The 12,849-nt window shown below is 75.2% G+C and carries 11 protein-coding genes; 9 read left to right on the forward strand and 2 right to left on the reverse strand.

Translation table 11 applies throughout. The features are described 5' to 3' along the window. The first annotated feature begins 1 nt into the window (after position 1). The 5 genes from ACZ6D7_RS24400 to fabG are packed head-to-tail and all read left to right on the forward strand — an operon-like array spanning position 2 to position 6,659. Positions 2-928, forward strand: a complete 927-nt coding sequence (locus tag ACZ6D7_RS24400) for an NAD-dependent epimerase/dehydratase family protein (RefSeq protein WP_469494396.1) — start codon at positions 2-4, stop codon at positions 926-928. After that, complete coding sequence (locus ACZ6D7_RS24405) at positions 925-2,820, forward strand: FAD/NAD(P)-binding protein (RefSeq protein WP_469494398.1); 1,896 nt, start codon at positions 925-927, stop codon at positions 2,818-2,820. The genes ACZ6D7_RS24400 and ACZ6D7_RS24405 overlap by 4 nt, the downstream gene beginning before the upstream one ends. Beyond that, a complete protein-coding gene (locus tag ACZ6D7_RS24410) occupies positions 2,811-4,241 on the forward strand; it encodes a nitrosuccinate lyase (protein WP_469494805.1) in 1,431 nt (476 codons plus the stop codon). The genes ACZ6D7_RS24405 and ACZ6D7_RS24410 overlap by 10 nt, the downstream gene beginning before the upstream one ends. After that, positions 4,238-5,854: an MFS transporter gene (locus tag ACZ6D7_RS24415; protein ID WP_469494401.1), complete on the forward strand. Its 1,617-nt coding sequence runs from the start codon at positions 4,238-4,240 to the stop codon at positions 5,852-5,854. The genes ACZ6D7_RS24410 and ACZ6D7_RS24415 overlap by 4 nt, the downstream gene beginning before the upstream one ends. Before the next feature lie 43 nt (positions 5,855-5,897). Beyond that, entirely contained in the window at positions 5,898-6,659 is a 762-nt protein-coding gene (gene fabG / locus ACZ6D7_RS24420; protein WP_469494808.1) for a 3-oxoacyl-ACP reductase FabG, read from the forward strand. Positions 6,660-6,867: 208 nt separating this feature from the next. Here fabG and ACZ6D7_RS24425 read toward each other — a convergent pair whose 3' ends face one another. Then, positions 6,868-7,521: a DNA-binding response regulator gene (locus ACZ6D7_RS24425; protein WP_469494404.1), complete on the reverse strand. Its 654-nt coding sequence runs from the start codon at positions 7,519-7,521 to the stop codon at positions 6,868-6,870. An 87-nt stretch (positions 7,522-7,608) separates the two neighbouring features. On the opposite strand from ACZ6D7_RS24425, the gene ACZ6D7_RS24430 reads away from it, so the two are divergent. Further along, positions 7,609-8,466 carry an oxidoreductase gene (locus ACZ6D7_RS24430; protein ID WP_469494406.1) on the forward strand — a complete coding sequence of 286 codons (858 nt, stop codon included), beginning with the start codon at positions 7,609-7,611 and terminating at the stop codon, positions 8,464-8,466. A 131-nt stretch (positions 8,467-8,597) separates the two neighbouring features. On the opposite strand, the gene ACZ6D7_RS24435 is transcribed toward ACZ6D7_RS24430, so the two are convergent. Continuing rightward, positions 8,598-9,245 carry a GntR family transcriptional regulator gene (locus ACZ6D7_RS24435; RefSeq protein WP_469494409.1) on the reverse strand — a complete coding sequence of 216 codons (648 nt, stop codon included), beginning with the start codon at positions 9,243-9,245 and terminating at the stop codon, positions 8,598-8,600. Positions 9,246-9,427: 182 nt separating this feature from the next. Here ACZ6D7_RS24435 and ACZ6D7_RS24440 point away from each other — a divergent pair, with 182 nt between their 5' ends. Genes ACZ6D7_RS24440 through ACZ6D7_RS24450 form a run of 3 tightly spaced genes read left to right on the forward strand, consistent with a single transcriptional unit; the run spans position 9,428 to position 12,816 of the window. Beyond that, on the forward strand, positions 9,428-10,636 hold the full coding sequence (locus tag ACZ6D7_RS24440; RefSeq protein ID WP_469494411.1) for an NAD(P)/FAD-dependent oxidoreductase: 1,209 nt from the start codon (positions 9,428-9,430) through the stop codon (positions 10,634-10,636). A 58-nt stretch (positions 10,637-10,694) separates the two neighbouring features. Beyond that, positions 10,695-12,041: a rhodanese-like domain-containing protein gene (locus tag ACZ6D7_RS24445; protein WP_469494414.1), complete on the forward strand. Its 1,347-nt coding sequence runs from the start codon at positions 10,695-10,697 to the stop codon at positions 12,039-12,041. Between the two features lie 28 nt (positions 12,042-12,069). Next, on the forward strand, positions 12,070-12,816 hold the full coding sequence (locus tag ACZ6D7_RS24450) for a sulfite exporter TauE/SafE family protein (protein WP_469494417.1): 747 nt from the start codon (positions 12,070-12,072) through the stop codon (positions 12,814-12,816). Positions 12,817-12,849: the final 33 nt, after the last annotated feature.

The following is a 12,849-nucleotide window of genomic DNA, read 5'->3' on the forward strand; positions in this document are numbered from 1 at the left end:
CGTGCGGGTACTCGTCGCCGGGGCCACCGGAGTGGTGGGCCGTCCGCTGGTGGGCGCGCTGCGGGCGCGCGGCCACCGGGTGAGCGCGCTGGTGCGTCCGCGGTCCCGGGACCGTGCCCCGGACGCGGACGGCGTCGTCGTCGCCGACGCGCTCGACCGCGAGGCCGTGCTGTCGGCGGTGGCGGACGCCGGGCCCGAGGTGGTCGTCCACCAGCTGTCGGCCCTGCGGCTGCTGCGCGACGACCCCGCGGGGGCCTTCGCGCTCACCGCGCGGCTGCGCACCGAGGGCACCGCGCACCTGGTGGAGGCGGCCCGTGCGGCCGGGGCGCGGCGGCTGGTCGCGCAGTCGATCGCCTTCGCCGCCGCGCCGGCCGGGGAGCCCGTCCTCGACGAGGACGCGCCGCTGTACGTGGCCGCTCCCGACGCCGGCTGGGCCGCGACCGTGCGGGCCGTCGCCGAGCTGGAGCGGCTGGTGCGGTCCCAGGCCCCGGATCTCGCGGGCGTGGTGCTGCGGTACGGCACGCTCTACGGCCCCCGGACCGCGTACGCCCGTACCGGCGGGACCGCGCGGGCGGTGCTGGCCGGGAAGCTGCCGCTGCCCGGGGACGGGGCCGGGATCATGTCGTTCCTGCACGTGGAGGACGCCATGGGGGCTGCCGTCGCGGCGGTCGAGTCGGAGGCCACCGGCGTGTTCCATGTGACGGACGACGATCCGGCCCCGGCGGCGCAGTGGCTCCCGCACTTCGCCCGGGTGCTGGCCGGCCCCTCCCCCCGGACGGTTCCGGTGGCCCTCGCGCCACGGCTGCTCGGCTGGTTCATGGCCCATCAGCTCACCTCGGCGCACGGCGCGGCCAACGACCGGGCCCGTGCGGCGCTGGGCTGGAAGCCGGTGCGGCCGAGCTGGCGCGACGGGCTGGGCCAGGAATGACCCGGCCCCACGGCGCCCTGACCCTGTGCGTGATCGGTGCCGGTCCGCGCGGGCTGTCCGTCCTGGAGCGGATCTGCGCCAACGCCGAGGCCGCCGCCCGGCCGGTCGAGGTACACCTCGTCGACCCGTACCCGCCGGGTCCGGGCGCGGTGTGGCGCACCGGCCAGCCGGGCGAGCTGCTGATGAACACCGTCGCCTCCCAGGTGACCCTGTTCACCGACGACAGCGTGGCCTGCGCCGGGCCGACGGTGCCGGGGCCGAGCCTGTACGCATGGGCCCGCACGCTCACCGGTGACCACCCGGAAGCTGTCCTGGCCGAGGCCCGGCGGCTCGGGCCCGACACCTATCCGACCCGGGCGTTCCACGGGCACTACCTGGAGTGGGTGTTCCGGCATCTCTTACGCACCGCGCCCGAGGGGGTGACGGTCCACGCGCACCGCTGCACGGCGGTAGCGCTGGAGGACACTCCCGACGGGCGCCAGACGGTGACGCTGGCCGACGGCGCGCGGCTCGCGGGGATGGACGCGGTGGTGCTGGCGCTCGGCCACGGCGGCCTCGCACCCGACCGGACCGAGCGGGCGCTGGCCGGTTTCGCCGAGCGGCACGGTCTGGTCCATGTCGGGCCCGGCAACCCGGCGGACGCCGACCTGGGCGGGATCGCGCCGGGCACGCCGGCCGCCCTGCGGGGACTGGGGCTGAACTTCTTCGACCATCTGGCCCTGCTCACCGAGGGCCGGGGCGGCACGTTCAAGGAGAGCGAGACCGGCCTCGTGTACCTCCCGAGCGGCAACGAGCCGGTCCTGTACGCCGGTTCACGCCGCGGGGTGCCGTACCACGCCCGGGGCGAGAACGAGAAGGGCGCGCTCGGCCGCCACCACCCCCGGTTCCTGACCCCGCAGGTCGTCGCGCGGCTGCGGCGGCGCCCGGTGGGCTTCCGGGCCGGCCTGTGGCCGCTGATCGACCGCGAGGTCCGCACCGTGTACCACGAGGCGTGGCTCAGGGCCGCCCGAGGCCCCGCGGCCGCCGGGGAGTTCGTACGGTCCGCGGTGGCCGGCCGGTGTCCGGAGGCGGAGCTGCTCGACCGGTACGCGGTGCCGCACGGCGAGCGCTGGGACTGGGCGCGGATCGAACGGCCCTACGGTGAGCGGCAGTTCGCCGACCGGGCCGAGTTCCGGGGCTGGCTGCTGGAGTATCTGCGGCGGGACGTCGTCGAGGCCCGGCGGGGCAATGTGAACGGGCCCCTGAAGGCCGCGCTGGACGCGCTGCGGGACCTGCGCAACGAGATCCGGCTGGTGGTCGACCACGGCGGAGTCTCCGGCGCGTCCCACCGCGCCGAACTGGACGGCTGGTACACGCCGTTGAACGCCTTCACCTCGATCGGCCCGCCGGTCTTCCGGATCGAGCAGCTGATCGCGCTGGTCGAGGCCGAGGTGCTGCACGTCGTCGGTCCGGGGATGCGGGTACGGCCTTCGGCGGACGCGGGCGCTTTCCTGGTGGACGCGGAAGGGGTGGCGGAGCCGCCGGTGCGGGTCGGCGCGCTGATCGAGGCGCGGCTGCCCGACGTCGATCTGCGGCGCAGCACCGATCCCCTGCTGGGCGCGCTCCTCGCGGCCGGTGCCTGTGCGCCGTACCGGCTGGACGGCCATGAGACGGGCGGACTGGCCGTGACCGGTGGCGCGCCCCGGGTGGTGGACGCGGCGGGCCGGGCGCATCCGCGCCGCTTCGCGTTCGGGGTGCCGACGGAGGGGGTGCGCTGGGTGACGGCGGTCGGTGTCCGGCCGGGCGTCGGCTCGGTGACGCTGGAGGACTCGGACGCGATCGCGCGGGCGGCGCTGGGCCTGGCGGACGACGAAGTGCCAACAGGAACAAGAACAGGGAGTCGATACGCGTGAACGCGCTGTCCGTAGGCACCGACGCGGGCCTGCTCGCCCCGACCTGGGCCGGGACGCCGGCCGCGGCCGAGGTGACCGACGAGGCCTGGTTGCAGGCCATGCTGGACGCCGAAGTGGCGCTGGCCCGGGCCCAGTGCGCGGTCGGGCTCGCGCCCGCCGCCGTCGTGGAGGTGATCGCCTCGCAGGCCCGTGCGGACCGGCTGGACCCGGTCGCACTCGCCCGGGCCTCCCGGGCCGCGGCCAATCCGGTGGTCGCGCTGGTCGCCGCGCTCACCGAGGCGGTCGCCGCCAAGGACCCGGCCGCCGCCGAGTATGTGCACCGGGGGTCGACCAGCCAGGACATCCTCGACTCGGCGGCCATGCTGGTCGCCCACCGGGTGCTCGGTCTGATCGCCGCCGACCTGGACCGTGTCCGCACCGCGCTCGCCGCGCTGGCCGGCGCCCACCGGCACACCGTGCTGGCCGGGCGCACCCTGGCCCAGCACGCCGTACCCACCACGTTCGGTCTCAAGGCGGCGGGCTGGCTCCAGCTGGTCGCCGACGCCCTGACCCGGGTCCGGGCGGTCGCGGCCGGTCTCCCGGCCCAGCTGGGCGGCGCGGCGGGCACGCTCGCCGCGTACCGCGAGTACGCGACGCTGGACGGCGGCTGTGGCAAGGCCGGGCGCGGCGAGGGCGGCGTGGAACTCATGGCCCCGTTCGCACACGCGCTCGGGCTGGCCGTACCGGTGCTTCCGTGGCACACCGCGCGCACGCCCGTCGCGGAACTCGGGGCGGTGCTCCAGCTGGTCACCGGGGCGCTCGGGAAGTTCGCGCTCGATGTGCAGACGCTGTCGCGCACCGAGATCGGTGAGGTGTCCGAACCCGTGGCCGCCGGGCGTGGTGCGTCGTCGGCGATGCCGCAGAAGCGCAATCCCGCGCTCGCCACGCTGATCGTGTCGGCCGCCCGGCAGGTCCCCGCGCACGCCCTCGTCCTCGCCCAGTGCATGCTCGCCGAGGACGAGCGGCCGGCCGGGGCGTGGCACGCCGAGTGGCAGCCGCTGCGGGAGGCGCTGCGGCTGGCGGGCGGGGCCGCGCACACCGCCGTGGAACTCGCGCGGGGGCTGGTCGTCCATCCGGACCGGATGCGCGCCAACCTCGGGCTGACCGGTGGCGCGATCGTCGCCGAGCGGCTGTCGGTGGCGCTCGCGCCGGCGCTCGGCAGGGCCCGGGCGAAGGACCTGCTCACCGAGGTCACGGCCGGCGGCGGCCGCCCCGTCGCCGAGGCGCTGTCCGGGCATCCCGAGCTGTCGTCCCGCTTCACCCCCGCCCAGTTGGCGGAACTCCTCGATCCGGCCGGCTACACGGGCGCGGCCGACACGCTGGTGGAGCGGGCCCTGCGCAGCTACGGAGACACCGGCACGGGCGAGGAGGGGGTCCGATGAGCGCGGTGAGCCGCACCGAGGAGACCGGGAAACCGGTGACGACATCACGGTCCTGGCCCGTCCTCCTGGTCGTCGTCTGCGCCCAGATGCTGATCTGGCTGGACACCTCGATCCTCAATGTCGCGGTCACCACGCTGGCCGACCCGGCCGACGGCCTGGGCGCGACCCCCGCCGAGCTGGAGTGGGTGGCGAGCGCGTACACCCTGGTCTTCGCCGGCACCCTGTTCGCGGGCGGTGCGCTGGCCGACCGCTTCGGGCCGCGGACCACGCTCCTCGCGGGTCTGGCGCTGTTCGGCGCCGCCTCCGGGGCGGGCGCCTTCGCCCCGGACGCGAGCGGGCTGATCGTGGCGCGCGCCTTCATGGGCGCGGGCAGCGCGCTGCTGATGCCCGCGACGCTGTCGGTCATCGTGCAGAGCACCCCGGAGGAGAAGCGCACCCGGGCCATCGCGATCTGGAGCTCGTCCAGCGGTCTCGGCGTGGCCGTCGGCCCGGTCGTGGGCGGGGCACTGCTCAGCCACTTCTGGTGGGGCTCGGTGTTCCTGGTCAACGTGCCCGTCGTGGCCCTGTGTCTGGCCGGGGTGGTGGCCGTGGTGCCCGCGCTCAAGGGCCCCGGGCGCAGGGTGCTCGACCTGCCCGGCCTCGCGCTGTCGGTGCTCGGGCTCGGTGGTGTGGTCTACGGCATCATCGAGCTGGGCAACGGGCAGAGCTGGTACGGCGCCCACGTCCTGCTGCCCCTCGCCCTGGGCGCGGCTCTGCTCATCGCGTTCGTGGCCGGTCAGGGCAGGTCCCCGGCGCCCAGCCTGGACCTGCGTCTCTTCCGGCGGCCCGGGTTCACGGCCGGCAGCGTGGTGCTGCTGATCGCGTTCGGGGCGCTGGCCGGACACCTCTTCTACGCGGCCTTCTACCTCCAGGGGCCCCGTGGCCTGTCCCCCGCCGACGCCGGAACCGTGATGATCGCGGCGGCGGTCGGCATCGTCCTGGGCAGTCAGGCGTCCCCGACGATGAGCGGGCGACTGTCGGCCCGCTGGACGGTCGCGGCCGGGATCCTTGTCACGGCGGTCACGTACGTCGGCTATCTCTGGTTCGACGCGGGGACCCCGATCGCGGTCGTGGTCGCGCTGCTGTTCGTGCAGGGCTTCGGCATGGGCCTGGTCGGCACACCGGTCACGGCCGCCATGATGAGCGCGGTGCCGCCGCAGCTGGCGGGCGCCGGATCGGCCGTCAACAGCGTCACCCGGCAGGTGGGCGGGACGCTCGGGGTGGCGCTGGCCGGCTCGGTCCTCTCCGCGGTCTACCGGGACCGGATGGCCGAGGCCGAACTGCCCTCCGCGGCACAGGGGTTGTCGCCGGAGGCGGCGGAGCGGGCCCGGACCTCGGCCGAGGCGGCCCGCTCACTGGCCGGTTCGCTGCGGCTGCCGGAGCTGGCGGCCGCGGCCGACCGCGCCTTCCTCGACGCGATGTACGCGGCCACGTTCTGGACGGCGGTCGTGGCCTTCGTCGGGTGCGCGGTGGCCGCGGTGGGGCTGCGTACGCGGAATGCCACCGACGGAGGAGAAGGACGAGGAGGAGGACGAAGAGGAGGACGAGGAGGAGGTGGACATGGAACGGACTGACATGGCGAGGAGCGCGGACACGGCGGTGAGAGGGGACACGGCGGTGAGACGGGATACCGCGGTCAGAGGGGACACGGCGGTCAGAGGGGGCACGGCTCCCCGCTCGGTCTTCGTGACCGGTGGAAACCGGGGGATCGGGCTGGCCGTCGCCCGCCGCTTCGCCGCGGCGGGGGACCGGGTCGCGGTGACCCACCGCGGCGAGGGGCCGCCCTCCGGCTCCGGCGTGCAACTCCTGGCCCTGCGCTGTGATGTGAGGGACCGTCAGCAGGTGGACCGGGCCTTCGAGGAGGCGGAGGCCGCGCACGGTCCGGTCGGCGTGCTGGTCGCCAACGCGGGTGTCGTCCACGACCGGCTGCTGCTGCGGATGAGCGAGGAGGACTTCACCTCCGTCGTCGACACCAACCTCACCGGGGCTTTCCGGGTCGCCCGGCGCGCGGTGCGCGGGATGCTCGCCCAGGGGTACGGCCGGATCGTGCTGATCTCCTCCACGGCGGCCCTGCACGGCGCCCCCGGGCAGAGCAACTACGCGGCGGCGAAGGCCGGGCTGGTCGGTTTCGCCCGGTCGCTGACGCACGAACTCGGTGCGCGGGACATCACGTGCAACGTGGTCGCCCCCGGCCTCACCGAGACGGACATGAGCCGCGCGCTCACCGAGGCGCAGCGCCGCGAGCTGCTGGACCGGACGCCGGCCGGTCGCCTGGTCCACCCGGACGAGGTGGCCGACGCCGTGGCGTTCCTGGCCGGTGCCGGGTATGTGCGCGGGGCCGTGATCCCGGTGGACGGGGGTGCGGGGCTGGGCCACTGAGGCGGTGGCCGGACGGCGGGTTCAGCCTCGCGGGCTGCCGGGCGGCCGGGCGGCCGGGCTGCCGGGCGGCCGGGCGGCCGGGCGGCCGGGCGGCCGGGCGGCCGGGCGGCCGGGCGGCCATTTCAGGCCGCAGGCTGCCGGTCCGGCCGCTCAACCCCCCGAGCTGCCGGACGGCCCGCGCAACCCCGCAGGCTGCCGGACGGCCCGCTCAGCCCCGCAGGCCCAGTTCGCCCGCGCGCATCCCGGCCTGGAAGCGGGAGTCCGCGTCGAGGGTGTCGAGGAGTTCGGCGACGCGGCGGCGGTAGGTGCGCAGGGACATGCCCAGCTCGCGTGCCGCGCTCTCGTCGGTCGCGCCGGATCCCAGGGCGCGCAGGACCGTACGGCTCCCGGCGTCGAGGTGGGGCCGCTCGCCCCGCAGGAACGCCTCCAGATCGGTGGCCGTCTCCCAGGCGGCCTCGAACAGCGCGTACACCCCGCCGACCAGGGTGGGCGCGGTGGTGAGCGTGTACTCCCGGCCGCCGGGGGCGTTCAGGCCGGCGAGGATCGCGCACCGGCGGTCGATGACGATCGTCTCGTGCGGGAGGGCGGTGGCGGCGATCCGCACCCGGGCGCCCCGCTCGACGAGCGCGACCAGGTGCTCCCGGCTGCGTTCGTCGGCCAGCGCGGACGGGCTGTAGAGCTTGCGGATCCGGTGGGTGCCGCCGCCACGCAGCCGGTCGCGGGCGACCCGCCGGGCCGCCGGGCGGGACCAGGTCTCGAGGTCGCGGGCGGCGCAGACGAACTCCTCATGGACCGAGGAGAACAGCTGCCGGGTACGGGCGAGGAGTTCCAGGTCGCCATGGATCGTCACGATGTCCGTCACCCCGCCATTCTCCCCCCGCCGTCCTCCCCGGTGGCAGCAAGCTGCCACCGGTTCGCGGTCCGACACCGGTCCGCACAGGATGAGTTCATGAGCGACGACTTCCGCCTGGGTGGCGAACTGCCGGTCGACCGGATCGGCTTCGGGGCCATGCGCCTGCCCACGAGCACCTTCCACGGCCCGGCCCGCGACCCCGGGACCGGGCGCGCCGTCCTGCGCCGCGCCGTGGAACTCGGTGTCGACCACATCGACACCGCCACCTTCTACACCAGCGGCGACGGCACCGTGCGGGCCAACGCCCTGATCCGAGAGGCCCTTCACCCCTATCCGGCCGGCCTGGTCATCGCCACCAAGGTCGGCCCGGCCCGGACCCCCGACGGCGGCCTGGCGGTGGCCACCGACCCCTCGGTCCTGCGTCCGATGGTCGAGGAGAACCTCGAGACGCTCGGCGTGGACCGCCTGGATCTGGTCTACCTGCGGATCGGGGGCCTGGGGGAGCCGCCGCACGGCGAGTCCGTCGCCGCGCGCTTCGAGGCGCTGGCCGCGCTGCGCGAGGAGGGCCTGATCCGCCACCTCGGCCTGAGCAACGTCGACAGCTGTCATCTCGCCGAGGCACGCGCGATCGCGCCGGTCGCGGCCGTCCAGAACCACTTCCACGCCGGCAAGCGCGACGACACGGAGATGCTGGCCGTCTGCGCGGACGCCGGCATCGCCTATGTGCCGTTCTTCCCGCTGGGCGGCGGCATCGGCGACCCGGCCGGTGACCGTGTGGCCAAGGTCGCCGCCCGCCATGGCGTCACGGCCCCGCAGATCGCCCTCGCCTGGCTGCTGGCCTCCTCGCCGGTCACGCTGGCCATCCCCGGCACCGGCACGCTCGCCCACCTGGAGGAGAACATCGCCGCCGGAGCGATCACCCTCACCGAGGAGGACCTCGCCGACCTCGCCTGAACTCGGCCGGCCGGCGGCCCAAGGGCCCCGCCGAGTCCGGCGGTTCGGCCGAGGTGGCGTGATGTGCGGTGCCGCGTGACGCGAGATCGAAGACACCCCGAACGCCCGCGCCGCCGCCGGTTCACAGCCCGTCAGGGGCACAGCCGCCGCAGGTCGTAGCCGTACGTCTCGCCCAGGTGGGCGCGGAGCACTTCGACGAAGCCCGGTCCGTCGTCGCTTCTCAGGCGGGCGACGAGGTCCTCGTGCTCGGCGATGACGGCGTCGCTGCGGCCGAGGAGCGTGTCGCCGTAGGCGAAGAGCAGGAAGCGCTGCCGGTCCGCGAGCCGGTCGTTGAGTTCGAGCATCACCAGGTTGTCGCCGGCCTCGACGAAGGACCGGTGGAAGGCGACGGTGAGTTCGACGAACCGGCGCAGGTCACCGTCCGCGAGGGCCCGCTTCTGGCGGTCGATGTCCTCGGCCAGCCGCTCGGCGATGGCGCGGCGCCGTCGCGGGGTCGCGCGCTGGACGCCGGTGCCCTCCAGGATCAGCCGGGCGTCGGCGAGATCGGCGACGACCTTCTCGCTCATGCCGCGCACGAGCGCGCCCCGCTTGGGGTACACCGTGATCCAGCCCTCGTCCTGGAGCCTGGCCAGGGCGGCCCGGACCGGGGTGCGGCTGACTCCGAGCCGGGCGGCGAGAGGGGCCTCTCCGAGCATGGTGTCCGCCGCGTGGGTGCCGTTGAGGATGCCCTCGCGGATGGCCGCGTACGCCCGTTCGGAGGCGCTCTCGCTTGGTGACATGAGGCCTATTTTCTACGCCTCGACGGGCACGCGGCCAATGGCCTGAAGCAGTTGTCCCGCTGGGGACGACGAGGCGCCCTCGACCGGCGCCCATCTAGCATACAAGTTGCGCACCAATGGAGTACCAGCGGACGCCGTGCAGTCGCCCCGCACCGGGCGGCCCCATGACAAGGAGTCGGGCCATGTCCTCCTCCCCCCTCGGACGTCACCGCGTCGTCATCGTCGGCGGTGGCAGCGCCGGTGTCAGCGTCGCCGCCCGATTACGCCGCGCCGGGGTCGGCGACATCGCCCTCGTCGAGCCTTCCGACACGCACTGGTACCAGCCGCTGTGGACCCTGGTGGGCGGCGGCCAGGCCCCGCTGAAGGGCTCGCGCCGCCCGCAGCGGTCGGTCGTGCCCGACGGGGTGCGCTGGATCCGCCGGGCCGCGACGGCGATCGACCCCGACGCCCGCACCGTGACCCTGTGGGGCGGCGAGCGACTCGCCTACGAGCACCTGGTGCTGGCACCGGGCCTCCAGCTCGACTGGGACGGTGTGCCCGGACTGGCCGAGGCGGTCGGCCGGGACCGGGTGAGCAGCAACTACTCGGCCGAGTACGCCCCGCGCACCTGGGAGCTGATCAGGGACATGCGCTCGGGCACCGCCGTCTTCACCCAGCCGGCCACACCGGTGAAGTGCGGCGGGGCACCGCAGAAGATCATGTACCTGGCGGCCGACCACTGGCGCAGGAGGAAGGTCCTGGCCGGCATCCGGGTCGTCTTCGTCCTCCCCGACCCCGTGCTGTTCCGGGTGGACGAGTACCGCAGAATCCTGGAGCAGGTGGTGTCCCGCTACGGCGTCGAGGTGCGGTTCCGGTCGGAGATGACGGCCGTGGACGGCGGCCGGCGCGAGATCACCGTCACCGACCACGCGCACGGCACGACGGAGACGCTCGGCTACGACCTCCTGCACGCCGTTCCGCCGCAGAGCGCCCCCGACTGGATCAAGGCGTCCCCGCTCGCCGATCCCGCGAGCCCGCACGGGTTCGTCGCGGCCGACCGGCACACGCTGCGACACCCGTCGTACGACACCGTCTTCGCGCTCGGCGACGTCGCGCACCTGCCCACCTCCAAGACCGGCGCGGCCGTGCGCAAGCAGGCGCCGGTGGTCGCGGCGAACCTGGTCGAGGTGATGAACGGCCGTACCCCGACGCACCGTTACGACGGCTACACGTCCTGCCCGCTGGTCACGGCCCGCGACCGCATGCTGCTCGCCGAGTTCGACTACGACCTGCGGCCCCGGCCGTCGTTCCCGCTGATCGACACCTTCAAGGAGCGCCGCGACATGTGGGTGTTCAAGCGTTACCTCCTGCCGCCCGTGTACTGGCACGGCATGCTCACCGGCCGCCTGTGAGGCCCGGCGCCCTCCCCGTCTCCGGCACGGCTCTTCCCCGCGAGAAGGAGTACGCAGCGTGTTCTTCGTCGACACCGTCGAGGTGCCGGGTCTCGGCAACCGCGGATACCTGGCGGGAGGCGGACGGACGGCGGTCGCCGTCGACCCGCCGCGTGACATCGACCGCGTGATCGCGGCGGCGGCCCGGTCCGGGGTACGGATCTCCCACGTCGTGGAGACACACCTCCACAACGACTACGTCTCCGGGGGGCTGGACCTGGCCCGCGTGACCGGCGCGGCGTACCTGGTCCCGGCCGGGGCGCGGGTGGCCTTCGCGCGGACGGCCGTGCATGACGGGGACGTCACCGTCGTCGACGCGGCGGCCGGCCTGGTCCTGCGGGCGCTCACCACCCCCGGCCACACCCCGCACCACACCGCCTACGTGCTGGAGGAACACGGGGTGCCGGTCGTGGTGTTCACCGGCGGCTCCCTGCTGATCGGCACGGTGGGGCGCCCCGACCTGGTCGAGCCGCGGCTCACCGAGCACCTCGCCCGCGCGCAGCACGCCTCCGCGCACCGGCTGGCCGCCGCGCTCCCCGACGCCACCGCCGTGCTGCCCACCCACGGGTTCGGCAGCTTCTGTTCCGCCGCCCCGGCGACGGGCGGTGCCACCACGATCGGCGCGGAGAAGTCGTCCAACGAGGCGCTGATCCGCGATGTGGACACGTTCGTCGCCGAGCTGCTGGCGGGCCTGGACGACGTGCCCGCGTACTACACGCACATGGGCCCGGCCAACGCCGCCGGGCCCGCTCCGGTCGACCTGACCCCGCCGGTGTCGGCCGACGCCGAGGAGATCGCCGCCCGGCTGGCCGCGGGGGAATGGGTGGTCGATCTGCGCCATCGCGTCGCGTTCGCGGCGGGGCATGTCGCGGGCTCGTTCAACTTCGAGGCGGACGGGCAGCTCGCCACCTACCTGGCCTGGCTGATCCCCTGGGGCAGGCCGGTGACGCTCCTCGGTGAGTCGGCCGACCAACTGGCGGCGGCCCAGCGCGAGTTGGTGCGGGTCGGCATCGACCGGCCGGCGGCCGCGGCGACCGGCGGCCCGACGGCGTGGCTCCGCGCGGGCGAGGCGCCGGCCTCCTTCCCCCGGGCCACCTTCGACGACCTGGCCCGGCTCCACCCGCGCGAGGACGTCATCGTCCTCGACGTCCGGCGGACCGCCGAGCGGGCGGGCGGCTCCGTCCCCGGCTCGGTGCACCTCCCCCTGCACACCCTGCACCGACGGCTCGACGGCATCCCGGAGGGCCAGGTGTGGGTGCACTGCGCGGCCGGTATGCGGGCGGCCGTCGCCGCCTCGCTGCTGGACGCCGCGGGCCGCGACGTCGTCGCCGTGGACGACACGTTCCGACCGGACCGGCCGTGGTGAACCGGTACGCCGACCATCGCACGGTCACGTGAACGCGTTGGTCCTCGCCCTGGTCGCGGGAGCCGTCGTGGGGCTGGCGTTGGGGGCCCTCGGGGGTGGTGGCGGCATCCTCGCGGTCCCCGCCCTCGTCGGTCCGCTGGGCGTTCCCCCGGCCGCGGCCGGTACCGCCAGTCTGGTCATCGTGACCGTCACCTCGGCCACCGCGCTCTCCCTGCGCGCACGCGACGGTCTGGTCCGCTGGCGCACGGGGCTGCTGTTCGCGGCGGCCGGCGTCCCGCCCGCCCTGGCGGGCGCCGCCGTCGCGGCGCGGCTCCCGGACCCCGTCCTGACCGGCGCGTTCGCGGTGATCGCGACGGCCGCCGCGCTCCGCATGCTGGCCCCGGGCACGGCCGAGGAGGACGTACGGCCGCCACGGCCCGGCGTTGCGCTCGCGGCCGGTGCCGGGCTCGGCGCGACGACCGGTGTCCTCGGGGTCGGTGGCGGGTTCCTCGCCGTGCCCGCGCTGACCGGGGCGGTCGGACTGCGGATGCGGGAGGCGGCGGGGACGAGCCTTCTCGTGATCACGGTCAACTCCCTGGCCGCGCTGGCGATGCGCGGCGGCACGGCCGACGGGCTCGACTGGACGGTCCTGGCGCCCTTCACGGGGGCGGCGATCCTGGGCGCGTGGGACGGCCACCGCCTCGCGGCGAAGGTCTCCGGGCCGGTGCTGCGGCGCGTGTTCGCCTGCGCGCTCCTGGCGGTGGCCGCCTTCATGGTCGTCGAAACGCTGGTGTGAGGGTTCCCCAGAGGCCGGGAGGCTCAGCCCGCG

The organism is Streptomyces sp. NPDC041784 (assembly GCF_055591025.1).